This is a genomic window from Fundidesulfovibrio putealis DSM 16056 (genome assembly GCF_000429325.1).
GTDB lineage: Bacteria > Desulfobacterota > Desulfovibrionia > Desulfovibrionales > Desulfovibrionaceae > Fundidesulfovibrio > Fundidesulfovibrio putealis.
The window spans coordinates 266,923-289,817 of record NZ_AUBQ01000003.1; the positions used below are offsets into that span (position 1 = coordinate 266,923).

General features: G+C 65.5%; 20 protein-coding genes. 6 read left to right on the forward strand and 14 right to left on the reverse strand.

Annotation, left to right across the window (positions count from 1 at the left end):
* Entirely contained in the window at positions 1 to 1,086 is a 1,086-nt protein-coding gene (gene mqnE / locus G453_RS0101365) for an aminofutalosine synthase MqnE (protein WP_027189590.1), read from the reverse strand.
* The gene (locus G453_RS21720; protein WP_051271374.1) at positions 1,079 to 1,723 is read right to left on the reverse strand and encodes a TetR/AcrR family transcriptional regulator; all 645 of its coding nucleotides are present in this window, start codon (positions 1,721 to 1,723) and stop codon (positions 1,079 to 1,081) included. Before G453_RS21720 ends, mqnE begins: the two co-directional genes overlap by 8 nt.
* A 76-nt stretch (positions 1,724 to 1,799) precedes the next feature.
* On the opposite strand from G453_RS21720, the gene G453_RS0101375 reads away from it, so the two are divergent.
* Positions 1,800 to 2,618: a 1,4-dihydroxy-6-naphthoate synthase gene (locus G453_RS0101375; RefSeq protein WP_235731661.1), complete on the forward strand. Its 819-nt coding sequence runs from the start codon at positions 1,800 to 1,802 to the stop codon at positions 2,616 to 2,618.
* A gap of 115 nt (positions 2,619 to 2,733) precedes the next feature.
* Here G453_RS0101375 and G453_RS0101380 read toward each other — a convergent pair whose 3' ends face one another.
* Both G453_RS0101380 and G453_RS0101385 read right to left on the reverse strand, forming a co-directional pair.
* Positions 2,734 to 3,492 (reverse strand): hypothetical protein, encoded by a 759-nt coding sequence (locus G453_RS0101380; RefSeq protein ID WP_027189592.1) that lies wholly within the window; start codon positions 3,490 to 3,492, stop codon positions 2,734 to 2,736.
* A gap of 14 nt (positions 3,493 to 3,506) precedes the next feature.
* Positions 3,507 to 4,334 (reverse strand): bestrophin-like domain, encoded by an 828-nt coding sequence (locus G453_RS0101385; protein WP_084502024.1) that lies wholly within the window; start codon positions 4,332 to 4,334, stop codon positions 3,507 to 3,509.
* A gap of 106 nt (positions 4,335 to 4,440) precedes the next feature.
* Here G453_RS0101385 and G453_RS21725 point away from each other — a divergent pair, with 106 nt between their 5' ends.
* The gene (locus G453_RS21725; protein WP_084502025.1) at positions 4,441 to 4,929 is read left to right on the forward strand and encodes a peroxiredoxin; all 489 of its coding nucleotides are present in this window, start codon (positions 4,441 to 4,443) and stop codon (positions 4,927 to 4,929) included.
* Positions 4,930 to 5,002: 73 nt separating this feature from the next.
* On the opposite strand, the gene G453_RS0101395 is transcribed toward G453_RS21725, so the two are convergent.
* Both G453_RS0101395 and G453_RS28295 read right to left on the reverse strand, forming a co-directional pair.
* Positions 5,003 to 7,318 (reverse strand): glycosyltransferase family 39 protein, encoded by a 2,316-nt coding sequence (locus G453_RS0101395; RefSeq protein WP_027189594.1) that lies wholly within the window; start codon positions 7,316 to 7,318, stop codon positions 5,003 to 5,005.
* 77 nt (positions 7,319 to 7,395) lie between these two features.
* Positions 7,396 to 7,611 carry a hypothetical protein gene (locus G453_RS28295; protein ID WP_051271377.1) on the reverse strand — a complete coding sequence of 72 codons (216 nt, stop codon included), beginning with the start codon at positions 7,609 to 7,611 and terminating at the stop codon, positions 7,396 to 7,398.
* 170 nt (positions 7,612 to 7,781) lie between these two features.
* Here G453_RS28295 and G453_RS25850 point away from each other — a divergent pair, with 170 nt between their 5' ends.
* Positions 7,782 to 8,447 (forward strand): TIGR04211 family SH3 domain-containing protein, encoded by a 666-nt coding sequence (locus G453_RS25850; protein ID WP_051271380.1) that lies wholly within the window; start codon positions 7,782 to 7,784, stop codon positions 8,445 to 8,447.
* 269 nt (positions 8,448 to 8,716) lie between these two features.
* Here G453_RS25850 and G453_RS0101410 read toward each other — a convergent pair whose 3' ends face one another.
* The 4 genes from G453_RS0101410 to G453_RS0101420 all read right to left on the reverse strand — a co-directional run bounded on the left by G453_RS0101410 (position 8,717) and on the right by G453_RS0101420 (position 11,799).
* On the reverse strand, positions 8,717 to 9,466 hold the full coding sequence (locus G453_RS0101410) for an ATP-binding cassette domain-containing protein (RefSeq protein WP_027189596.1): 750 nt from the start codon (positions 9,464 to 9,466) through the stop codon (positions 8,717 to 8,719).
* The gene (gene modB / locus G453_RS0101415; RefSeq protein ID WP_027189597.1) at positions 9,463 to 10,131 is read right to left on the reverse strand and encodes a molybdate ABC transporter permease subunit; all 669 of its coding nucleotides are present in this window, start codon (positions 10,129 to 10,131) and stop codon (positions 9,463 to 9,465) included. Before modB ends, G453_RS0101410 begins: the two co-directional genes overlap by 4 nt.
* Positions 10,128 to 10,286 (reverse strand): hypothetical protein, encoded by a 159-nt coding sequence (locus tag G453_RS27675; protein ID WP_156920749.1) that lies wholly within the window; start codon positions 10,284 to 10,286, stop codon positions 10,128 to 10,130. Before G453_RS27675 ends, modB begins: the two co-directional genes overlap by 4 nt.
* Positions 10,287 to 10,443: 157 nt before the next feature.
* Complete coding sequence (locus G453_RS0101420) at positions 10,444 to 11,799, reverse strand: PP2C family protein-serine/threonine phosphatase (RefSeq protein WP_235731663.1); 1,356 nt, start codon at positions 11,797 to 11,799, stop codon at positions 10,444 to 10,446.
* Between the two features lie 218 nt (positions 11,800 to 12,017).
* Between G453_RS0101420 and G453_RS0101425 the strand changes: the two genes are divergently transcribed.
* On the forward strand, positions 12,018 to 14,012 hold the full coding sequence (locus tag G453_RS0101425; protein WP_051271382.1) for a tyrosine-protein phosphatase: 1,995 nt from the start codon (positions 12,018 to 12,020) through the stop codon (positions 14,010 to 14,012).
* A gap of 55 nt (positions 14,013 to 14,067) precedes the next feature.
* Here the strand turns inward: G453_RS0101425 and rlmD are convergent, their stop codons facing one another.
* Positions 14,068 to 15,417: a 23S rRNA (uracil(1939)-C(5))-methyltransferase RlmD gene (rlmD, locus tag G453_RS0101430; protein WP_043643905.1), complete on the reverse strand. Its 1,350-nt coding sequence runs from the start codon at positions 15,415 to 15,417 to the stop codon at positions 14,068 to 14,070.
* An 86-nt stretch (positions 15,418 to 15,503) separates the two neighbouring features.
* Between rlmD and G453_RS0101435 the strand changes: the two genes are divergently transcribed.
* Positions 15,504 to 16,643: an SPOR domain-containing protein gene (locus tag G453_RS0101435; RefSeq protein WP_027189601.1), complete on the forward strand. Its 1,140-nt coding sequence runs from the start codon at positions 15,504 to 15,506 to the stop codon at positions 16,641 to 16,643.
* A gap of 14 nt (positions 16,644 to 16,657) precedes the next feature.
* Here the strand turns inward: G453_RS0101435 and G453_RS21735 are convergent, their stop codons facing one another.
* Positions 16,658 to 18,742 carry a M1 family metallopeptidase gene (locus tag G453_RS21735; protein ID WP_156920750.1) on the reverse strand — a complete coding sequence of 695 codons (2,085 nt, stop codon included), beginning with the start codon at positions 18,740 to 18,742 and terminating at the stop codon, positions 16,658 to 16,660.
* Positions 18,743 to 18,908: 166 nt separating this feature from the next.
* On the opposite strand from G453_RS21735, the gene G453_RS25855 reads away from it, so the two are divergent.
* Entirely contained in the window at positions 18,909 to 20,213 is a 1,305-nt protein-coding gene (locus tag G453_RS25855) for a S1C family serine protease (protein ID WP_051271387.1), read from the forward strand.
* A 121-nt stretch (positions 20,214 to 20,334) separates the two neighbouring features.
* Here the strand turns inward: G453_RS25855 and G453_RS0101450 are convergent, their stop codons facing one another.
* On the reverse strand, positions 20,335 to 21,360 hold the full coding sequence (locus tag G453_RS0101450; RefSeq protein WP_027189602.1) for a hypothetical protein: 1,026 nt from the start codon (positions 21,358 to 21,360) through the stop codon (positions 20,335 to 20,337).
* Between the two features lie 19 nt (positions 21,361 to 21,379).
* Positions 21,380 to 22,873, reverse strand: coding sequence for a hypothetical protein (locus tag G453_RS0101455; RefSeq protein WP_027189603.1), 1,494 nt, complete (start codon positions 22,871 to 22,873; stop codon positions 21,380 to 21,382).
* Positions 22,874 to 22,895: the final 22 nt, after the last annotated feature.

Genomic DNA, 22,895 nt, shown 5'->3' on the forward strand with positions numbered 1-22,895 from the left:
TTAAGCCTCCCGGAAAAGCCCGTCGCGGCGAACAGGCGTAAAACCGCTTGAGCGGATGGCGTCCTCGAGGTCGGCGATGGACAGGGCCTGGGCCGAGTCGCTGCCCGCCTCGTGGCCGATCTTTTCCTCAACCACGGTACCGTCCAGGTCGTCCGCGCCCCAGGAGAGGCACAGCTGCGAGAGTTTCAGCCCAAGCATCACCCAGTAGGCCTTGATGTGCGGGATGTTGTCCAGCATCAGGCGCGACACTGCCATGGTGCGCAACACGTCCATGGCCGAGGGGCCGCGCGCCTCCTCGCCCAGCGGGTTGTTGCCGGGCAGGTAGGGCAGGGGGATGAAGCACACGAACCCGCCCGTGGCGTCCTGCTGGCGGCGCAGGGCGTCCATGTGCTCCAGGCGGTGGCGGGTGGTCTCCAGGTGCCCGAACAGCATGGTGGCGTTGGTGCGAAGGCCCACGCCGTGAGCCTCGGCCATCACGGACAGCCAGGCCTCGCCGCCGATCTTCTCGGGGCAGAGCGCTTTACGGGGCGCGTCCGCAAAGATTTCCGCGCCGCCGCCGGGCAGCATGTCCACGCCCGAAGCCTTCAGGCGTTCGAGCACCTCGCGGATGCTTACACCCGAAAGCTTGGCCAGATGGTCCACCTCCACGGCGGTCAGGGCCTTGATGGATGCCTTGGGGTAGGCGGCGCGCACCCTGGCGGCCAGATCCTCGTAGTAGTCGAGGCCCAGGCTCGGGTGGCATCCGCCCACGATGTGCACCTCGTCCACGGCTCCGGCCTCGCGCAGCTTGGCAAGGGCCTCATCCGGGGTGAGCACGTAGGCCCCCTCCTGGCCCTCGTCGCGGCGGTAGGCGCAGAAGCGGCAGCGGTTCACGCAGACGTTGGTGGGGTTCACGTGGCGGTTGACCACGTAGTGCACCCGGTCGCCGTGCAGGCGCTTGCGGGCGTGGGCGGCAAGAGCAGCCGGGACGTGCGGGTCCGGGCAGTCGAACAGGGCCTGGCCCTGCCCGATGGTCAGGCGCTTGCCGGAGAGCACCGCGTCCAACACGGGCTCCAGGCCAAGCGAGGCAATGTATTGTCTATCCAACGTGGAATCCTCCAGCCAGCATGGCGGCCAGCTTTCCGGCGGCCTGCCGTGAGTTTTCAGGGTCATCCAGGCTAAGGCCCAGGCCGATGTCCATCCAGGGCTGGGCCTGGGCCTGGACGAAACGGTCCAGCACGGCGTCCAGCACGAACACGGCCAGGGTGGCGTCCAAAGTTTCGGGCAGCTCGCCCGAGGCCTTGGCTTCAACGATGATGGGGGTCAGGAACCGGGCGGACAGGGCGCGAACCTTGCCCAGGAACTGCTCGCGCAGGGGGAAATCGCCCCCGGCCAGCATTTTCAGATAAATGGCGTAGATGTCCGGGTGGGTGCGCACGAACTCCGTGCCCACCAGCAGCACCCGCTCCAGGCGCTCAGCCAGGGGGCGGCCCTTGGTCTCGTCGCGGGCCTCGCGCAGAAAGAGTGCGAAGCGCTCCACCGCGCCGTCGAACACGCGCGAGAAGAGCCCCTCCTTGCTGCCGAAGTACTTGAACAGCGACCCCTTGGCGATGCCCAGGCGCGCCGACAGCCTGTTCATGCTGGCCCCCAGGAAGCCGCGCTCGGCGAATTCGCGCCGGGCCTCGCCAAGCACACGCTGCTGCTTGTCTGCGGGGATGTTCTGGAAGGTGGGGCTTGCGTCCATGGGGCCTCATGCGTAAAGTGACCGGGTGGTCACCGATACTCCCCCCAGCACCCCTCGTCAACTGAGGCCATTCAGTTTGGGCATCTCGCCGTGCCCCAACGACACCTTCATCTTTCACGCCCTGCTGAACGGCCTCGCGCCGAGCGAGCCAGGATTCGCGCTCTCGCGGCTGGTGATGGCCGACGTGGAGGAGCTGAACTCCCTGGCCGCGCGCGGGGAGCTGGACGTGGTGAAGATTTCCATGGCTGCCATGGCCGACGCCGCCCCGCACTACCGGCTGCTGCCCTGCGGCGGGGCGCTGGGGCGCGGCTGCGGCCCGCTGCTGGTCACCCGCGCCGATCGCTCTCTTGGCGCGGCAATCGAGACCTTGGCCCTGCCCGGCGCGCGCACCACGGCGGCGCTTCTGGCGGAGCTTTCCGGCATACCGGGCAGGCGCGTGCAGATGCGCTACGACGAGGTGATGCCCGCCGTGATCCGGGGCGAGGTGGACGCGGGCGTGGTGATCCACGAGGGGCGCTTCACCTACGCGGCCCAGGGCTTAAGCCTGCTTCAGGATTTCGGCGTGTGGTGGGAGGGGCGCTACGGCCTGCCGCTGCCGCTGGGAGTCATCGCCGCCCGGCGCGATTTGGGGGAGCCGGGCGCGCAGTTCGCCGCGCAGGCCATCCGCGAAAGCCTGCAGCACGCCTGGAAGCATCCCCAGGACAGCAAGGCGTTCATAGCCGAGCACGCCCAGGAGCTCTCGCCCGAGGTATGCCAGTCGCACATCGAGACCTTCGTCACGCCGTTCAGCCTGGAGATCGGGCAGGAAGGGCGCAGGGCCATCGAGGCCCTGGCCGAGGCGGCCTTCAGGCTGGCCGGGCGTCCCGGCGACGTGCCGGGTGATCTGTTCTGGTAGAGTTCGTCCCGGCCTGATCAACAAACTCGCTGGCAAGACGCAGGAAAAAGCCAGCCCCCACGTATGCCGCATACGTGGGGGCTGGCTTTAATCGTCCGATGCAGCCAGCGGGGATTTACGCCGTTTCCGATACGATGAGCCCGGAGCTCCTCTCAGGGGCTTGGGGAGCTGGCCGCAACTCCGCCGCCAGGTCCAGGGATGACCCGACCGGGCCGGAGTCCCCGCGCGAGCTGACCGGCATGTCCACTGCCGTGAGCGCAAGCGGCGGCGGGGTCGGCAAGGCTTCCTGCGCAGGACGCGACTCCGTGGGTATGTCCGTGGCGGTGGGGGCGAGAGCCGAGGCTGCGGGAAGTTCCTCGCCTCGCGGGCGCGCCTCTGCGGGCAGGTCCGTCACGGTCGGGCTGAGCGGTGCCGCCGTGGGCAGTGTCTCGTTTTGGAGCGGCTCCAGGCCCGACGCGCTGGAAGCTGGCGCGGAGGCCAAGGCTTCTTCGGGAAGCGCCTGCGGCGCAAGGCCGGTCATCGCCGGGGGGGGCAGACCCGCAGGCAGTGCGGCAGCCGCCGCGTTGGCCGCGATGGTTGTGGGATTGTCCGGCCCGTCCTTGACCACGGTGAGCTCCTGGCCTTCGGGCACGGGAGGCTGGAACGAACTCAAGGCCGCCGCTATCTTGCTGGGATTGTCCGAGTCCGGCAGGCTGCTTAGCAACCCCTCCAGGAATGCCCGGTCCTTGTTGCTGGGGCGTTCCGGGTGGTTCAGCGGCCTTTCATAGGCCACGTCCTGGGAATAGGCATCGTGGGCCAGACGCTGCTCCTTGCGCATCTGTCTGGCCGGTTCGGCTCCCGCGAAGCGAAGAAAGTGGCGGTCCGAAATCTTCATGCCAAAGCTCCGGCTCAGCGCGGCGCGCCCTGGAGGGTGAGCATTCCAGCGTGCACCTCCGTGAAGGGCGCGCTGGACACGTTCAGCACCCCGGAAAACGGCGTGGCGATGTCCACGATGAAGTACACGCAGGAGAACATCAGGAAGGCCACGATGATCTCCAAGGCCACCTGGGAGCGCGTCTGTTCCGGGTTGGTGAGCAGAAGCCCCACGAACACCCCCAGCAGGCCGAATCCCAGAATTATCCACACGGGCGGGTACAGGTTGCCGGACAAGGTCTGGGAGCGGGCCACGCGCTGGCGGTTCAGGTCCGCGACGGCCTGCCCCAGCCCGGCGTAATAGGACTGGTTGTCCGCGCCAGAGGGCTTCATGGCGTAGAAGGCCTCCCAGACGTCGCCCAGACGGTCCGAGGCCCTCACGCTCATGGACTGGTCGCGGTCCATGGCGGGCCATTCGTCCTCCACCACCACCTTCGAGTAGGCGATCAGGGCCTGCCGGAAGCCTTCCGAGCCCGGAAGCGGTACGGACAGGCGGTAGGCCACCATCACCGCGCCCGCTTCGGCGCTGACAAGGCTCCTGGCCGAACCGTACGCGCCCCACAGCGTGACGATGGCGAAGCCAAGGAAAAACGCATAGACTGAAGCAAATAGCGAGAAGATTTCTGATGAGATGAGCTTTCGCGAACCGCCGCCGCTCGCCAGGGCCTTGCGCCGCAGGGCGTAGAGAAAGCCCGGCGCGGCCAGCGACAGGCCCAGTATGACCCCGAACACCAGGTAGTATTGCGGGTTGAAGTCCTTGAATTCGGAAAGCATGGCCTGTCCATAGCGTGTTCGGGGTTGCATGGAAAGTTCCCGGCCTCATCGCGCTTTCCTGGCAACAGGAAATAAAAAAGCTCCTCGTCTGTCTTATCGGCAGTCGGCTGAACATCTTAAGAGCAAGGAGGACGCAATGGCAGTTTTCGAACCAGGGGCCAAGGCCCCCGATTTCACCCTGGCGGCGGCCATGCCGGACGGGTCCGAGCGCCAAGTCAGCCTGTCCGGGCTTGCGGGCGGCTGGGTTGTGGTGTTCGTCTATCCCAAGGATTCCACCTCGGGCTGAACGGTGGAGGCTCTGGAGTTTTCAGAGCGCGCGCCGCAGTTCGCCCAGGCCGGAGCGCAGGTGTTCGGCCTGTCCAAGGATCCGCTCAAGTCCCACCATGGGTTCATCGCCAAGAAAGGCCTGACTGTCCCGCTTCTGAGCGACCCCTCCACCGAGGCCATCAAGGCGCTTGGAGCCTGGGGGATAAAGAAGCTGTACGGCAAGGAGTCCGAGGGCGTGGTCCGCTCCACGGTGCTCATCGCGCCGGACGGCACGGTGTCCCGCCACTGGCCCAAGGCCAAAAGCTCCGGGCACGCCCAGGAGGTGCTGGAAGCGTTGCTGGAACTGGCCGGGAGCTGATACGGGACGACGCGGGATTCCAGGGATGACGTTCAGATGCCGTGAGCATGGCCCGCCTGTCGCGTGGCTGCGGCTACTGGCCGTCCTGCGGCTTCACGACTGCCTGGACAGGGTCGACAAGGCGAAGGGTCGAGTAATAGGCGGCCAGTGTGCGGGGATCGTCCGCTTCAAACGTCTCGCCTGCGGGTCCGTGTCCGCCGTGGTTCCAATAGGCGTAACGCAGGGCCAGGGTGTTCTCGCCCTGCTGCGTCTTGACGGGCACGGCAATGCGGCTGTTGACTCCGGCTTCCGGGAAGTCGGCCTGCCCGATGGTCGTCCCGTTCAGGACAACCTCGATCCGTTGCCCTGCGATGGGGCTCTTGGCGACCAGCTGCAAGGCGAATTCCCGGGGCTTGTCCGATTGGAAGGACATGGCGGTTTGCGGCCCGCGCCCCCAGCGGAAGTCGCCCTGGGGGTTTGATTCCGTGTAGTCCAGGCCGGTGACGGCCATGGAAACGTCGGAATCGAAAGACTGGCCCGGGTTGTCCAGGGAGATTTCCAGAGACCTGAACCGCACGGTCTCGGTGTTGTTGTAGAACGAGGGCAGAGCGCTGGAGGCCACCATGCGGATCGTGATGTCCACGGTTCTGAAGGGCTCCGCGCGTCCCAGGCGCAAGGGAATCCAGCCGTGGGGCGTGACTTCGCGCACTGCGAATCCCTGGCGCGCGGGTTCGCCGTCAAAGCTGTAGAAAACCTCGAAGGTGCTTTCCGGCAGGGTCTTGGCCATGAAAAAAGTCAGGTCCAGGCCTGGGACGGGTTTGCCGGTGTTGTTCTCCACCCTGAAGGTCATCGCTCCGGGAGCGTCGAACCTGGACGGATAGAGCAGGTTTCCCAAAGGTGAAAAATACGGCGTGAGATCCCTGGCCTCGTAGACATGCCCGTAAAAATCCTCCGGGTCGGCTGTCACGGCCATGCGGGCGGGCAGAGTCTGGACGGCCAGGACCGGGGTCCTGGGGATGACGAAGCTGGCAACGGAAAACCCGCAGGGGATTTGAACATTCAGGGGTTGGCGGAAGCCGCTTTTTTCGATGCCGAAAGCTTTTTCGGAGTCGCTCTGTTCATACCCCTGTTGCTTCACCAGGAAGAACTCCACCTGGCCGTCTTCAGGAGTGACCGCGTTGGGCAGGTCAACCCCGGTGTATCGCTTGAGGTACCAGCCGACGAAGTCCTCGAGGTAAAAGGGATGGAATCCCGCCACGGCCTTGGGGGTGAAGGAGACGGACATCTCCCTGGCGATGGCGTCCTGGCAGAGGTTGTGATTGATCATGGGGGCGTCGGCGCCGTAAATTCGCGAATGATTCTTACCGACCAGCAGCAGCGAGCCCGCCAGGAGGATCGGGATGACGGCCCTCTCCGGCCTGCCCAGAATTTGTCCGATGCCGCAGGCCACGACCAGGAGCAGCAGCGGCAGGATGAAGCCGATGTGCTGGGCGGAGTAGATGATGCCGTAGCGCGCGGCGATCAGGGCCGCCAGCGGGGCGGCAATGGCGATGGCGAACAGGGCGAAGAGGCCGGTGTCCCGTTTCCACATGGACCACATGCCGAGGGCGAACAGCGCGGCACCCGCGAGGGTCATCCAGGGCACAGGAAATAGGGAGAGCAGTTCGCCGAGGTTGTCCCCGGTCCGCCCGATGGTCCAGAACATGGAGTTGCCGCCCAGCGCGACGCCGGGAAACTTGCCGAGGCGCACGACCAGGGGGACCACGTTCAGCAAGAGGCTCACGGAGTTGGCGGCCAGGGAGCCCAGGGCCATGCGGGGGGGGACGTGCCCAAGCAGCATGGCTCCGAGGATGACCGGAATCTGCGCCCCGATGATCAGCGTCCCGTTGAAGTGCCACAGGCACACCAGGAGGTTCGCTCCGGCCAGGAGCCAGAGATTGCGCCGCGAAGGCGCGCTGAGAAAGCAGACCAGCCGGTCGAAGCAGATGATGCTCAGGAGTATGATCAGGCTGTGCGGACGAAGCACCCGCGACAGTTCAACGTGCAGCAGATGGACCGCCAGCAGCGCGGCGGCGCACAGGGCCGTCTCCCGGGAAAACAAGCGCGTCCCGAGGCGGTAGAGGAAGAAGACGGCAGCCACGCCGCTGACAGCGGAAAGGCTACGCAGCGCAAACTCGGACGATCCGGCCCAGAGGATCGTCTTGGTCAAAAAGTAGAAGAAGGGCGGGTGAGCGTCGGTGTAGAGGGACCGGCGCAGGATGTAGCCCCAGTCGTGGAGCGATGCGTTGGCCACCAACCCCTCCTCGAACAGGATGACCGGAACGTCCAGCGCGTAGAACCTCAGCGCCCCGGCAACCAGGAGCACCAGGAGCAGCAGGACGTCGAGAGAGCGGTCCGGACAACGGCTCAACAGACGGGTATGATCCGAGGATTTCCCGTGGAAGGAAATAACACCCTGGGCACGTCTCACAGTCGGGAGGAGTCGGCTCAGGCCTGCTGTTTGGGCGGAGCGATGGGCAGCGAGTCTTCTTTGGCCTTGGCGTTCCAGTGGTCGCGCACGGCCAGGCAGTCTTCCTTGGGCAGGGTGCGGTCCATGAGGGAGAAGAAGCGTGAGCGCAGAATCACCAGGTCGTGGTAGCTTTCGGCCTGGTCGATGAGTCGCTTGTAATAGGCGGCGGATTGCTGTTCTTCCATGAGCAGCATTTAGCACCACGAACTGATGGTTGGCAACAGTCCGCAGCCAAATGCGCGGCCTGGCGTAAGGGTCTTGAACTTGTGGGCTTTCTTGGATAGTCTCGCCCCCCGATGCCGGGACGGCTGGGGTGGCGTTTTTTCGGGTAGTTGCATCTGTATAGAACGATCTGGCGGACACCATGCGTATCCTGCGATATATAGCCGTATGTTCGGCCTTGCTGTGCCTGCCGTCGCTGGCGGCCGGGCAGCAGCTCTTCGTTTCCGACGTGCAGGAGATCACCGTCCGTACCGGGCCGTCGCTCGACAACAAGATCGTCCAGATGGTCAAGAGCGGCACCAAGATGGACAAGATCAAGGAAGAGGGCGAGTGGGCCATGGTGCGCACGGACACCGGCAAGGAAGGCTGGGTCCTCAAGCGGTATCTCACTTCCGACATGCCCGTGAAGGTGCAGTTCGAGGAATTCAAGACCCGCAACGCCCAGATGATCGAGAAGGCCGGACAGGTGGAAGCCATCGTGGGCAAGTTCGAGGAGGAGAACAAGAACCTCCAGAAGAACCTGGCCGGGCTTCAGGGCGAATACGGCAAGCTCAAGTCCGAATACGAGACGCTCTCCAAGGCCAACGCCAACGTGGCCGAGATGACCAAGAGCTTCCATGAAATGAAGGCCGCGTCCGAGGCCGCGCGCCAGGAGGCGGACCGCCTGAAGCGCGAAAACGAGACCCTGCGCGACATCTCCGACGTGAAGTGGTTCCTGGCAGGGGCCGGGGTGCTGTTCGCGGGGTGGGTGTTCGGGTATCTGCTGGGGCGCTCGGCCCGCAAGAAGTCCAACCGGATGTACTTGTAAGTATACGCTCCAGTTGTCGCGTTTCGTATGCGCGCTCATGCGCCGTAAAAGCCTTCCGAAAAGAACCAGTGCTATTTTGTAGAAAAAACATGTTCATGTTTTTTCTACGAGTCTTGCCGCGAAGCCCACTGAGGGTCCAGGGGGATCATCCCCCTGGCCGCCGGAGGCATCTTCTCGCCTTTCTCCCCTCGCTTTTTCACGATGGAACCAGTCGTAACCAGCTAAAACCATAATGAGAGTAAAAACATGTTCATGTTTTTGCTCTCGCCTCACTCTTCACTGTCCTGTTCCTCCAGCAGCGCGATAACTTCCGGCATGCGCCGTTTCCTCTCGTCCTCGGTCTCCATTTCCAGCTGTTCCACCACGCGCCCATCGCGGTAGACCACCAGGGTCTTGGCGAAGGCAGCCACGTCGTCGGGGTCGTGGGTGATGAGCACGGCGGGTATGCCGAATTTTTCCAGCGTAGCGGCCAATTCGCGGCGCATGCGCACGCGCAGCAGCGGATCCAGCGCGGAAAACGGCTCGTCCAGCAGCAGCGCGGCGGGGCTGGCCATCATGGCCCGCGCCAGGGCCACGCGCTGGCGCTGCCCGCCGGACAGGCGAACCGGGCGCTCGGCGGCGAGCTGGCCGAGCCCGAAGGCGTCCAGCATGGCGCGCACCCGTTCATTCTGCTCGCGCGAGAGTTTTCCGGGCCATCCGGGATTCAGGCCGAAGCCCACGTTCCCGGCCACGCTCAGGTGGGGGAAGAGGGCGTAATCCTGGAAAAGATAGCCGAGCCCCCGGTCCTTTGGGGGCAGGTCGATGCCTGCGGCGTGGTCGAAGAGCACGCGCCCGTCCAGTTCGATGCGCCCGCCGCTTGGGCGCATGAGCCCTGCCATGGCCTGGAGGGTGAGGGTCTTGCCGGAGCCGGAAGGCCCGAACAGCACCACGGCGTCGCCGGAGGCCTCAAAGGCCGAGCGCAGATGGAAGCTGCGGTCTCCGGAGGACAGCACGGCTTCTATGTCCACGCGCACTCTCATGCGCGCCCCCGCAGCAGTTTGCCGGACGCCACCAGGATGGACAGGCTGACCAGGGACACCACGCACACCAGGAACAAGGCCTGATCGTCGCGTCCGGCCATGACCGCGTCGTACACGGCCAGGGAGAGGGTCTGGGTCTTTCCGGGGATGTTGCCCGCGATCATGAGGGTCGCGCCGAATTCGCCCATGCCGCGCGCGAAGGCCAGCATGGCTCCGGCCAGGATGCCGCGCCGGGCCAGGGGCAGGCTCACGCGCGCGAACACGGAGAAACCGGGCGCGCCCAGGGTGCGGGCGGCGTTCACCAGATTGGGGTCCACGGCGTCGAAGGCGGCGCGGGCGGTGGTGAACACCAGGGGGAAGGCCACCACGCAGGAGGCCAGGGCAGCGCCCTGCCAGCTGAACATGAGGGTCACGCCGAAATATTCGTTCAGCACCTTGCCGATGACGCCCTGGCGGCCGAACAGCACCAGCAGGTAGTAGCCCAGGACCGTTGGGGGCAGCACCATGGGCAGGGTGGCCAGGGCGTCCAGGAGGGTTCGTCCGGGGAAATCCTTGCGGCTTAAGCCGTAGGCGACGGGCACGCCCAGCATCAAGGCTCCCAAGGTGGCCACGAACGCCACCTTGAGAGTCAGGACCAGGGGAATGAGCACCGGGCCTGTGGTCATCTGGCGCGGTGTCGGCGCGGGGAGCGGCGCGCGGGGGCGGGCTCCAGGGACAATTCGGAGCACCACATGGAGCGGTCGCGCCCCGGAAGGAGTTCGAACAGCCAGTGCAATGCGACTATGGCCAACAGTGTTGCGACGAGCAGCCAATCAATCATGGCGATTACCTCCCGTTGGGGACACAGGCGTTGTTCACGCCTTGCCTCCATAAGGGCAACAACCATGCCAGCACAGCGCTGATGCTAACATGCCTGAATCACGAACGATGCTTTGAAGATGAAATGATGCCGGGACGTACAAAATTGTAGCAAAGCGTCACGTGCTACAATTTTGTATGGGAAGGCCGCCGTTCTGGAGCGCCTTGAGCACCACCAGGGTCATGTCGTCCTGGCGCTGGGCCTGGCCCTGGAAATTCTTCACGTCGTCCAGGACTGCCTGGAGAATGTCGCGGGCGTGCAGGCTGGAGTGATCGGCGATCACCTGGCGAAGGCGCGTCTTCCCGTACATCTCGCCCGCCTTGTTGCGGCACTCCCAGATGCCGTCGGTGCCGATGGCGATGATCTCGCCAGCCTCGAAGCCGCGCCGGGAGGACTGCTCGAAACCCCAGCAGCCTTCCACGCCCAGGGGGATGCCCTTCACGTCCAGCTCCTGGAAGGTTCTGGTGCGCGGATTGTAGACCAGGGCCGGGTCGTGCCCGGCCTTCACGTAGGTCAGGTGGCCGCGCTCGGGGTCGAGGGCCAGCCAGAAGAGGGTCATGAAGCGCCCGGACTGGCCGGTGTCGCGGCTCATGAGGCGGTTCACGTCGCTCAGCATCTCGCCGAGCATGCCGGGCATGGTGGCCCTGGCGCGGATGAAGGCCCTGGCGCTGGCCATGAGCAGCGCCGCCGGGATGCCGTGCCCGCTCACGTCGCCCACGGCCACGGAGAAGCCGCTGGAGGCGGGGTCTGGGTGCGGCAGGTAGTCGTAGTAGTCGCCGCCGGTGGAGTCGCAAGAGATGGACGCCCCGGCCAGCTCGAACCCAGGCACGCAGGGCGGGGTGTGGGGCAGGAAATCGCGCTGGATGCTGGCGGCGATCTCCAACTCGAACTCCATGCGCTGCTTGGCCAACATGGCCGTGTGCAGGCGGGCGTTGTCGATGGCGATGGAGGCCTGCGCGCCGATGATGGTGAAGAGTTCCAGGTCTTCTTCGGTGAAGGGGCCGCCGCCGTTCTTGTTCATGAGCGAGGCCACGCCGATGGGCCGGTTCTTCACGGCCAGGGGGACGCTCATGATGGTGTTGGTGCGGTAGCCGGTCTGGCGGTCCACCTCGCGGTTGAAGCGGGGGTCGGCGTAGGCGTCGGGGACAAGCACGGGTTTCTCGTTCACCTGCACCCAGCCCGCGATGCCCTCGCCCCGGCGCAGCACGCGCCCCTTGGGCAACAGATGCGCAACCGGCCCCTGGGCCACGGTGAACACCAGGTCGCCTGAATCCGGGTCGGTGAGCAGCAGGCTGCACGTCTCGGCGTCCAGGGCCTGGCGCGAGGCGGTCATGATGCGCTCCAGCACGTCGTCCACGTCGATGGAGGAGCTTATCAGGGCGCACAGTTCGAAGCAGCGCCGCAGGCTGTCCACGCGCTGTTTGAGGCGCTCTGGGCTGGTATCGTCCGGGAAGACCATGGCAATTTCATGCACGCAATCCGTGCGGCTGTCCAGAGGACGAGCAGGGGGAGTGTGAGAGGGCAATTGCAATTCCATCACTCCGGCTTCGCCAATTCCAAAGGCGATCCCTGGCAGGCAACATCTGCGCGCCAGCGAATAACCATTTGCGGAACCCGGTATATGTCGATATGTTAATGTCTTGAATGTTAAGGAAAATTTCAATGATACTCGTCAGAATACGGAGCGTGGGAATGCAGCCGAACACCGCAGGATTTCGCATCAGGCCGCATCTCAAATCGTTGCGCACAGTATTGCTTTGCTCCATTGCGGTCGTGCTCTGTTTGTTCACGCCAGCAAAGGCCCAACTGGCGATTTCCACGCCGATCCTGCCGTCGGTCACCAACTTCAGAGATCTGGCGGGAATCCCCGTCAGTTTCGGGGGAACCGGATACGTCAACCCCACCGCCAACTTCGGGCTGATGCGCACTGGCGTCATCTACCGTTCCAACGCCTTGACGCTCAGCAATGCTGATTTTGCGACCATCTCGCGTCTTGGGATTGGCCGGGACATCGATTTGCGCACCCCCGCCGAGATCAGCCAGACGCCGGACGTGGTTCCGACAGGGGCCATGTATACCAACATCAACGTCATCGGCACTCCGGCCATGCCTCCGGTCACCGCGTTTTTAGACCCGCAAGGGTCGCTTCTGAGCATCGGGCAGAACGGGTACCGGACATTCGTCACCAACCCGATCGAACGGGCAGGGTTCGGCGCGGTCCTCGTCACCATGGCTCATGACTCCCGGCCTGATCTGTTCCACTGTTCGGACGGCAAGGACCGCACCGGATGGGCGGCGGTCATCCTGCAAAGCATCGCAGGGGTGTCGCCAGCAACCATCATGACGGATTACCTGGCTTCCAACGCCTATCTGGCCGGGAGCATCAATCCCCAGGTGGCTGCCGTCCAGGCGCTGGTACCGGGACTCTCCGCAAAGGACCTCATCCCCCTGTTCGGAGTGGACGCCAGTTATCTCCAGGCCGCGTTCGACCAGGTGGTCGCGTCCTACGGGTCCATGCACGGGTATCTGACCCAGGGCCTGGGCCTGAGCCAGGCGGACATCTATGTTCTGCGCGCCCGGATGGTGTATTACCCCGCGCTGCCCGGACAAGTCGGCTCATCCGGCAACGCCGCCTCGGGGGCCGCGCTCTTGAACGCGTTGCAGAACTCCCCGCTGTCGGGCAGCTACACCGCCTATAACTACTATCTGCAATCGGCAGTGGACCAGGGCACGCTCGGGGGCGTCCAGACCCAGGTCGGCGGGCAGGTTCATGCCGACGCCGCCTCGTATCTGCTGCGCCAGCCCCTGCGGACCGAAGAGGCCATCTCGCCCTATGCCGGGGGCAGCGATCTGGGAGAGGGACAGGCCCGCGTCTGGCTGGCCGGTTCCGGGGGGGAATTCCGCTCCGCTGGCCAGAGCGGCGTCGCGGACAGCACGGAGTACAGCGCCGGTTCGGTGGCGGGAGTCACGTACCGCATGAACAGGCAGGCCAGCGCACATTTCGGCGTGGGGTACAATTGGGGGTCGGTGGGGAGCGCGGACGCCACGGCCACGGTGAACACCGTCCTTGCCACGCTTGGCGGGCGGTACGGCTTTTCAGCCCTCGAATCCGGCGTCTTCATGGATGCCCGGGCGGACGCCGGTTGGGTCGACTACCAGAGCAGGCGCTCACTGGGCGCAGGCCTGGGAACCGCCACCGGCAACACCAACGGCGTCGTGTACAGCGGCCGGGTCGGTCTTGGCGACGTGTACTGTCTGGCTCCGGCCACGTTTACGCTGCAAGCCGGGATTCGCGCCAGCGGGGTGTCCCTCGGCGGGTTCAAGGAAAGCGGCAGCGACCTGCCCCTGAACGTCCATGGCCTGAACAAGGCGTCCTCCAGCCTGCTGGTCGACCTGGACGTAAGCCTTGACCGGCAAAACCTCGGCTCCTGGACCATCGCCCCCGCCCTCACGCTCGGGTATGAACGGGTGCTCGGCAACCCGCAGTCCGACAGCCTCGCAACGCTTTACGGCGTCGCCGTGAGCCAGAAGTCCGCCTACGACAGCCACGACCTCATGAAGGCCGGTCTGGGCCTGACCGCAACGCGCGACGCCTTCACCGTGAAGGCCAGGGGCAACGGCGTCATCGGGGATGGGGCAAAGAGCTCCGGGATCAGCGGGCAGTTGTCGATCGCCTACAGATTCTGAAGAGAGACTCGGGCAACGGGAGACATCGCGCGTCCCCCGTCGCCCGGTCCGGAATCTACAGGCTGTCCCTGCGTACCAGCGTGGCCACGCACTCGATGTGCGAGGTGTGCGGGAACAGGTCCACGGGGGTGACGCTGCTCACGGAGTACTGGTCGGAAAGGCGGCCCAGGTCGCGGGCCAGGGTGGAGGGGTTGCAGGACACGTACACCAGGCGCGGCGCGGCGATCTTGTGGAGGATCTCGATGGTGTCCGGGTGCAGCCCGGCCCTGGGCGGGTCGATGACCACCACGTCGGGTTTGGATTTCTGCCGGGCCACGGCGTCCTTCAGGTCTCCGGCCACGAAAGCGCAGTTGTACAGGTCGTTCTGGGCGGCGTTGGTGCGCGCGTCCTCCACGGCGGGCTCGGAGATCTCGAACCCGATGACCTTCTTGGCGGCGCGCGCCATGTAGGCGGTCAGGCCCCCGGCCCCGCAGTACAGGTCCCACACGGTCTCCTCGCCGGTTAAGTTCGCGGCCTCCACGGCCTTGGCGTAGAGGAGGGCGGCGGCCCTGGTGTTGGTCTGGAAGAAGGCGTCAGCGCTTACGCGAAGCGTGAGGCCGTCCAGATCCTCTTCCAGGAAGTCCTCGCCCACGAGTTTGCCCCGCGTCTCGGCGATGGCGAAGTCCGCGCGGTCGCGCCGAATGCCCACCACCACGCCGGAGAGCTGCTCGTATTCGTCCATGAGCGTCTCCACCAGCGAGGAGAGCCGCTTGAAGGGCGTCTTGGGGCCGACGATGATCTGGGCCAGCCAGGAGTCGCTCTTTTCGGAGTGGCGCAGCACCAGATGGCGCCACGCGCCCGTGCCGGTGCGCGCGAAATAGGGCGGCAGCTGCGTGGCCAGGGTCAGGCGGCGCACGGTGCGCAGGATGTCCATGGCCAGGGGCGGCATCAGGTGGCAGGTCTCCACCTCCAGCACCCGGCCCGGATTCAGGCGCTCGCGCAGGCCCAGGCGCAGGCCGTGGCCCTGTCCCGGCCCGAAGGCGAACTCCATCTTGTTGCGGTAAAGGCGCTCCAGGGGCGAGGCCATGGTGTCGTCCACCTGGGTCTCGATGCCGCCCAGGCGCTTGAGCTGTTCGCTCACGATGTCGCGCTTCCAGGTGAGCTGGGCCGGATAGGCCGCGTCCTGCCAGGTGCATCCGCCGCAGGTCCCGAAGTGGGCGCAGAAGGGCTCGGCGGCGTGGGGCGACGGGTCGAGCACTTTCTCGGCCACGGCGCGCAGGCAGCTTTTTTCTTCCTTGATGATGCGGGCCAGGACGCGCGAGCCAGGCAGGCCGCCCTCCACGAAGACGATGCGCCCCTCATGGCGGGCAAGACCGGCTCCGCCGTAGGCGGGCTGTTCGATGGTCAGTTCGAGCTGTTGTGACATGGACGCAGCATGCACGGCGCGAGGCTCGCTGGCAAGCCTTGTGGAGCGGGCCGGAGAAGGGTAGAGCGGCTGCGGAGGGATTGCCAATGAAGGTTTTCGCCCAGAGACAGATCGCCGCGGCGGGCATGCTCGCCGCTCTGTTCGTCATAATGTCGGCGGGCCGCGCTCCGGCCCAGGCCCAGGCTCCGCAGGACTGGCAGGTCCGGGGCGTCTGCGACCTGCGCAAGGGAGCTGGCGGGACCGGACGCCGGGATGAGTGCATCCAGGTGGCCGCCGAAGTGCTGATGCTGCTTCCCGAGAAGGCCGGGCCCGGAAACGTGGCCCTGCTGGCCGAATTCACCGACAACCTCGAAAAGGCCGGAGCCAGCTGGGACGCGCCCTGCCGCGATCCCAAGCACTGCCCGGACACTGCCTACACCATCCGCTACGCCTTCGTCTCCCGCAAGGTCCTGACCATCCCCAGGGACAAGATCTTCACCGCCCTGGTCTGCCGGGAGGGATTCTCCGAAACAGCTCCCGACGACGCCGCCTGCCGCCTGAAGCTCATGAAGGTGCTGCGCGAGATGGTGATGCGGGCCAGGAAGGAGGGTGCGCTCTTGGCCGTGCTCAAGTGCGGCGGGGCTGAAACCGAGGCCGTGCGCCCCGATGGGGCCGGAGTGGCGGGGTACGAGCTGGTGTACGCCTTCGTGCAGCTGCCGGACATGCTGCCCATGGCGGGCAACGACCCCAAGGCGGCAGCGAAGTTCGGCGTGGACCAGCTCGTCGAGCCGCAGGAGGACGTGGCCGCAAGCGGCCCGGCAAAGCCGAAGGCTGTGCAGGCCAACGGCCCGGCGCCAGCCGCCACCCCGGCGGCGAAGCCTTCGGGGACGGCCCCTCCCGCCCAGGCATCCGCTCCTGCGGTCACGCCCGGCCCGGCTGCGCAGGCTCCGGCTTCCGGCCAGGGCTCCGGCCCAACCCCGGCTGCGCAGGCCCCGGCGGCGTCCTGGGTCATGCAGCCCCTGGCCACCGGGGAGATCGTCATGCAGGTTGCCGCGCTGCCGAGTCTCGTGCAGGCCGAGACCGTGGCCGACAGGCTCTCCGGCAAGGGCATCGAGGCCGGTTTCGAGCGGGCCGAGGTGAACGGCAAGGAAGTGTACCGCGTGCTTGCGCGCGGCTCGGGAAGCCCCGAGGCCTTCCGGCAGAAGCTCGCGGAAATGGGTTATCCGGGGGCCATCCAGAGGCGCTAGTTTGCGCCTGTGCCTCAACGAAACGTCCAGACCATGGGCGAATCCGGCGCGTCCAGCGTCTGCTTGAGCACGTTTCTCCCCTCCTTGAATCCCACGACACTAAACGACCCGTAGTGCGTCACCTTGGCTGCGGCTGCTGCCACGTCCTTTGGCGCGGCGTCGGGCGCGGCCTGGAACACGGCGGTGAGGCCGCCCTGGCGGGGCAGTGCAGCAAAGACCGCGTCTACTTCCTGAGTTTGGGCCTGGGCCAGCATGTCTTTGTGGCCGGGGATGGCCGCGCGGGGCGTTCCGGCCACCAGAATCGCCTCCTGGCGGGCCAGATCCGCGAGTTTGTCCGGCGACAGGTCGCTCTCGCGCACCACGCGGGCGCGTTCCTGCCCGAGTCCCGCCAGAAGTTGCGGGAGCCCCATGCGCAGGCTCTCGGACGCGTCATCGGCCAGGATCACCGTGAGCTTCCCCGCGCCCTTCACCGAGTTGACCGACGGTGGCACTTCCGAAGGCTCCAGCACCCTGAAGCTGTCGGCCTGCGGGTCCAGCAGGATGCGCCTGGGCGCGCCAGCCATCTGCACGCTGACCTCCGTGCGCGCGCCGTCCAGCAATATGATCGATTCAACGCTCTGTCCGTCCGTCTCCACCACCAGGGGCAGCTTCAGCAGGTAGGGCTGCCCCGGTTGGGTCTGCTCTACGGCGAGGTTCACGCTGAATCCCCCGGAGGGGTTGGCCGTGGCCTTGGCGTCGGCGATCCGCAGGCGCGGGCCGCCCGTGCGCGTGAGCCACTGGGCGAAGAAGACGCGGCTCTGCGCCTCGTCGAAGCCCGGCAGTCCGGCGAAGGTCCGGCGGATGTCCTCCCAGGAGGCGCTCTGGAAGAGCCTGTCCGCGTACAGGCGGCGCAGCCCCTGCCAGAAGGCTTCGTCTCCAACGAACTCCCGCAGCATGTGGAACACGAACAGGGCCTTGCCGTAGCCCACGGCCTGACTGGCCGGAGAAAAGCGCGAACCGAACTCCGACAGGGGCATGTCGCCCCCCTGGCGGACCAGATCGGCGAAGCCGCGCAGCACGCGCTGCCGGTAGGCGCGCCCGGCCTGCGGGGAGTCGCGCTCCTGGGCCAGATAGTCGGCCACGTAGGTGGTCAGGCCTTCGCACCAGTTGCCCTGGGAGTAGTCCACCAGCACGCCGTTGCCCCACCAGGAGTGGGCGATCTCGTGGCGCAGGCTGGTGGCCGGGATGAAGGGCAGGGCTATCACCTGGGAACCCAGCAGCGTGTAGGACGGGAACCCGTAGCCCGTGGGCAGGGGGTTTTCCACCACGGCGAACTTCTCCAGCGGATAGGGGCCGTGCAGTTCCTGATAGAAGCGCAGATGGATGGCGGACGCTTCCAGATAGGTGGCCGCGAGCCTCGCGGACCCTTCCAGCAGGAAAGTCTGCACCGGGACCGGCCCCTGGCGCGACTCCTCGAACCGGTAGCGGGCCAGGCAGAGCCCCAGCCTGCCTACGGGCCTGGCCACGGTCCAGGCGCTGGTCGTGGCCTGGGGCGATTCCTCGAAGCCGTCCAGAGCGCCCTGAGTGACGGCCTTCACTCCGGAAGGAGCAGACACGCGCAACCGGTAGACGTTCGGCGCGCCTTGCACTTCGGGGTGCCACAGGCTGCCGGGCATGAGCATGGCCCAGTCCGGGCCGCAGGCCGCGTCCGAGGCCAATGCGCCGGGGTTGTCTTGCGTGGCGGGGAGCGATGAGAGCGGCGGGTCCAGGGGCAGCGAATAGGTCAGGGACAGGCTCGCCGCGCCTGCTGGGAGCTTTACGCGCAGAGTCTCCCCTGAGCGGGTGAAGCGCACGGGCCGAGAGTCGTGCGTCACTGTGATGCCCGTGGCACGCGGCGACAGGGTGACGAGCATTTCCTGCGACGGCGTGCCGGACAGGTCGAGCACGGCGGTCACTCGCAACCGCTTGGCGGCGGGGTCGAACGTCACCGCGATCTCATGGCGGACGGACGTTCCGGGCTGGTCAGGCTGTTCGGCAGCACAGGCCGGGAGCGGCCTGGATATCGGCAGTATGGCGAAGAACGCCAGCAGACAGGATATGAGAGATGCAGAGGGTGTCATGCTGTGAGCATACCCTCTCGCTTAGAGTTTAGGAAGAATCTCCGGTGCAACTCCAGATCGGCGAGATTTTGGATTGGAAAGGTGATGCAGTCGCGTGTCGCTTGACGCTTTCCGGCATTGCTTATATTCGTTGGCTTCGCAAAATTTCGCCCCCCCGGAGCGCCGTATGAATCCAGCCGTAGCCGTTCTTGTCTCCCTCTTTTCGGTCCTGTTTCTCGCCTCGTGCAGCGTGAAGGAAGTGCCGGTTCCCGAACCGCAGGTAATTCAGGTCCCGGATGGGAAAGAAACCAAACCCGTCGGTCTCGGGAAAATTGTAATGCAGGTGCCCGTCGGGAAACCTGTTGTCAGGGTCAAGGGCGGCTTGGGATGCATACAGGCAGAGAAGGATACAGCTATTCCTGCGAACAAGAGAGGCAAGAGCTTGCAGGAAGAGGCGAGAAGAGTGTTTTATGAGGAACTTAAACAGGCCAATTACAATGTGATTGGTGATCCCGGTGCGCTGTTTGAGCAAGATGATTCCGTCATGGCTGAGTATGCAGTCAGCGGATCGATCAAGGATATGTGGATCGAATTGTGTTACCCATATATGCGATGGGGAAACCACGGCGAGGGTTCTGCGAACGCGACGGTAGACGTAGAATGGCAGGTGTATAACAGACTCGACAAGAAGATTGTTTACAAGGTCCTGGTCAAGGGAGCCGCGAATAATAAATTCGAGAATGATGCGGACAAGGGGATAGGCGTACTGTTTCTTGCAGTCGGCAACGCCGTGCAGGGCCTTCTGGCTGATCCAGGCTTCCACAAGATCGTGTCCCTTTCGCCGCAAAGTGATTCGTCAACAGACGCAGGCGTTCCTGGGACGCCCGGAAAGCAGGACCCCGGCGTGGGGAGCTTGAGCGTTCGTCCCGACACATCGCCTAAAAGCGAAGGGCGCACCCTGGCCGACGTGGCCAAAAGCGTGGTCACGGTGCAGCTTGGAGGTGGGTGGGGGAGCGGATTCGTCATCTCCAAGGACGGCCACATCCTGACCAATAGGCACGTTGTGGGCGATATGAAACGAGCCAGGGTTCTTTTCCCCGACGGTACGAAAGCGGAGGCCGAGGTGCTGGCGCGCGACGCCAAGCGCGATGTGGCCTTGCTGAAGATCAACCCCACGGGGGCGGTGCCGCTTGCGCTCAATACCTCGGACCTTCCGGTCGGTTCCGACGTGTACGCCATAGGCTCGCCTAAAAGCATCCGCTTGGCTGGAACCGTGACCAAGGGCGTGGTCAGCGGATACCGACACTTCAACGGTGCGCGCTGGTTGCAGGCGGACGCGGCCATCAACCCCGGCAACAGCGGAGGTCCGTTGGTGGACGCGAAGGGCCGGGTCGTGGGCATCTCCACCTTGGTCCGCAGGGAATCGCAGGGCATTTTCTTTTTCGGCCCTATCGGGGATGCTTTGAGCACGCTTGGCATTGGAGTGAACTAGAGGGTATAGTCGGTCAAGGATAGTGAAGTGTGTTGATCATGCGTGGGCCCGGTCAGGATATGGCCGGACCCACGTCTAGTTTTTTTAGCTTCGCCGGGAGGATGGTTTCACGGACCTACTGTTAAAACAAACCGCTGAGCGCAGCCCCTCCAAGTGATCCGGCGTCCGCGCCGGGCATCGCCCACCCGCCTATAGTCCCCAGCCCCCCAAGGATGGTCTTGCCGATCTCGAAAGCCCCAGGCCCGTTGTTCTTCTGCTCCAGGGCCTCGACCTCCTCGCGCAGCTTTTTCTTCTCGTAGCGCTCGATCTCCGGATCAACGTGCCCCCAGATGTTGAAGGTGCGGTTCCAGGCCGCGTCGTTCTGGGCGGTGTTCCACTGCAACCCCTGCATGTCCCAGTTCTGGCGGCTCTGGGCCAGCATGTTGTTGTAGTCGATCTGTCGCATGGCCTGCGAATCGTTCCAGTCGCGCTGGGCGGTACTGGCCTGCCAGTTCCAGGCGTTGCTTGCCGCGTTGTTCTGGAAGAGCAGGTTGTTCATGGCCTGGTTCTCGTCCATGCGCGTGCTCCAGACGTTGTAGCCCATCTGGTTGGCGGCCTGGTTCTCCTGGAGTCGCGCCTGCCACGCGGCCATTTCCTGCTGCTGGGCGAACTGCTGGTCCTGGGCCTGGAAGTCGTAGCGCTTGGCCGCCGCGCCCGCCGCGTTGTCGGACACGGCGTCCATGTAGGAGCGGTTCACTTGGCCGTCCATCTGACGGGTGAACTGGCTGGAGCCGTACATGCCGCGCGAGGAGTAGGCGTCGGCCAGGTCGCGCTTGGCCGTCTCGTAGGCGCGGCTGGCGGCCTGTTCGCCGGGGTTGCGCAGGGACAGTTCGTAGCGGTCGTAGTCGCCGTCGTTCATGCCCTTGTACTGGGGCGCGGCCTGCCCGTAGGTCTTGTAGCTGGGATCTGAGCCGGAACCGTACTTCTGGTACTGGAAGTTCTGGTAGCTGGGCGCGCTCCACTGGGTGTTGGCCGGGGCCTGGGCCTTGTTGCCCCACCACTGGGAGTCGTCCAGGAATTTCGCCGGTTTGTACGGGTCCACGCCGTTCTGGCTGGCGATCATGTGGGACTGCATCAGCCCGAATGTGGAAGGTCCTTCATAACTCATGTGTCTTCTCCTTGTTGGTTTATCCGCGAACCTGGGCAATCTCGGCCAGGCAGAGCCTCAGCCGGATACGTCCGCTGGTGGTTGTGATCTGAAACGACATGACCGCGTCCCGGAAGCGGGTGCGGCTTACCATCTGGGTTTCCGCCGACACGCCGAGGGGGTGTGCGGCGTCGCTCACGGGGCCGTTGGCCTCGGCCAGCTTGCCCAGGCCCGGGTTGGCGCTCCAGGTGTGGAGCGTCACCGGGCTGACCTGGTCCGAGCCGAACACCTGGAGCTTGCCCGTGCCGGGAGTGATGGCCTCGCAGTTGAGGCGGGTCTTGCGCAGCACCATCTCGCCCTGGGCGGTGAACACCTTGGAGCGGGCCAGGCCGCGAATCTCGGCGAACTGGCCGGGAGCCACCTCGTCGCGCGATTCGCCCATGCCCAGCCGGTAGAGATGGCCGTTGTGCCCGGCCAGATAGACGCTGTCCCCGGCCTGGCAGGCGCTGGAGAGGAACAGCCCCTGGAAGTCCAGCCGGGTCCAGGCCTGGTTGTGCGGATGGTAGACCAGCACCTGGCTGTCGCCCTCCACGAAGGCCAGCATCACGCCGAGCCTGGGCAGAAAGCGCATCTCGGCCACGTTCTTGCCGTTTAAGGCCGGGTTGACCGGTCGGCCCGCGCCGCCCACCTGGATGTCGCCGTACTGCTGCACCCCGGCCAAATCCATGATGCCGCCCTGGCCAGCGAAGAGCAGGTTGTTGCCCACGAACTCCACTGCGCGCGGCCCGTTGGCCGTCACGTTGCGCGAGAGCTGCGAGAGCGACCAGGACGAACTCGCCCCAGCGGTCTGCAGGCGCATGATGCGCTTGCCCGAGTCCCCGGCCTTGAACACCACCAGATCCTGCCCGATGACCCCGAAGCCGATGACCCGCAGGCCGTCGCCGTAGCCCGCGCGCAGAAACACCGCGCCGCCCTGGTCGATGTCCCAGTCGGTCTCGTCGTAGGGGCCGCACAGGGCCACGCCGTCCAGGTCCTGGGCGGAGTTGGCAGCCAGGCGGCCGCCGATCTCCACCACGGCGGTTGCCGAAGGCGACCCGGCGAGCGTGGTGAGTTCCTCCCCGTCCCAGGCCCGCAGGTGCGGCCCGCCGTCGGCGATGATGAGTTTCCCGTGGAAGGTGGCCAGGCTCGGCGAGAGGCCTGGCTGGGCAAGGTCGGCCAGATGGACCCACCCTGCGGGCTGCTCCAGCCGGTAGAGCTTGCCGTCGGACGTGGCCGCGACCAGCATTCCCGAGAGGGCGTCGCGCTCGTACCAGTGCAGGGCCACGACGGCCCCCCCGCCCGCAGGCGGCTCGGCGGCGTGCACCAGCCCGGGCCGGGTGGTCAGGACGGTCTTGGCCTCCTCGTAGAACATGTTGACCACGTCGGCCAACTGGTTGTCCGGCAGGACATCGGGGTTGTCGGCCAGGTTGAGGCCGCCGTCGAAGGCGATGGCCGCCTGGGAGACGCCTTGCTGCTTGACTGAAGATTTCGCCATGTACGCTCCTTTGCCAGGGCGG

What these genes read in the sequence shown, in the direction of transcription:
- G453_RS21720 (WP_051271374.1), bottom strand. Translation starts at nt 1,723, where the DNA reads ATGGACGCAAGCCCCACCTTCCAGAACATCCCCGCAGACAAGCAGCAG.
- G453_RS0101380 (WP_027189592.1), bottom strand. Translation starts at nt 3,492, where the DNA reads ATGAAGATTTCGGACCGCCACTTTCTTCGCTTCGCGGGAGCCGAACCG.
- G453_RS0101385 (WP_084502024.1), bottom strand. Translation starts at nt 4,334, where the DNA reads ATGCAACCCCGAACACGCTATGGACAGGCCATGCTTTCCGAATTCAAG.
- G453_RS28295 (WP_051271377.1), bottom strand. Translation starts at nt 7,611, where the DNA reads ATGCTGCTCATGGAAGAACAGCAATCCGCCGCCTATTACAAGCGACTC.
- G453_RS25850 (WP_051271380.1), top strand. Translation starts at nt 7,782, where the DNA reads ATGCGTATCCTGCGATATATAGCCGTATGTTCGGCCTTGCTGTGCCTG.
- G453_RS0101410 (WP_027189596.1), bottom strand. Translation starts at nt 9,466, where the DNA reads ATGAGAGTGCGCGTGGACATAGAAGCCGTGCTGTCCTCCGGAGACCGC.
- modB (WP_027189597.1), bottom strand. Translation starts at nt 10,131, where the DNA reads ATGACCACAGGCCCGGTGCTCATTCCCCTGGTCCTGACTCTCAAGGTG.
- G453_RS27675 (WP_156920749.1), bottom strand. Translation starts at nt 10,286, where the DNA reads ATGATTGATTGGCTGCTCGTCGCAACACTGTTGGCCATAGTCGCATTG.
- G453_RS0101425 (WP_051271382.1), top strand. Translation starts at nt 12,018, where the DNA reads ATGCAGCCGAACACCGCAGGATTTCGCATCAGGCCGCATCTCAAATCG.
- rlmD (WP_043643905.1), bottom strand. Translation starts at nt 15,417, where the DNA reads ATGTCACAACAGCTCGAACTGACCATCGAACAGCCCGCCTACGGCGGA.
- G453_RS0101435 (WP_027189601.1), top strand. Translation starts at nt 15,504, where the DNA reads ATGAAGGTTTTCGCCCAGAGACAGATCGCCGCGGCGGGCATGCTCGCC.
- G453_RS21735 (WP_156920750.1), bottom strand. Translation starts at nt 18,742, where the DNA reads ATGACACCCTCTGCATCTCTCATATCCTGTCTGCTGGCGTTCTTCGCC.
- G453_RS25855 (WP_051271387.1), top strand. Translation starts at nt 18,909, where the DNA reads ATGAATCCAGCCGTAGCCGTTCTTGTCTCCCTCTTTTCGGTCCTGTTT.
- G453_RS0101450 (WP_027189602.1), bottom strand. Translation starts at nt 21,360, where the DNA reads ATGAGTTATGAAGGACCTTCCACATTCGGGCTGATGCAGTCCCACATG.
- G453_RS0101455 (WP_027189603.1), bottom strand. Translation starts at nt 22,873, where the DNA reads ATGGCGAAATCTTCAGTCAAGCAGCAAGGCGTCTCCCAGGCGGCCATC.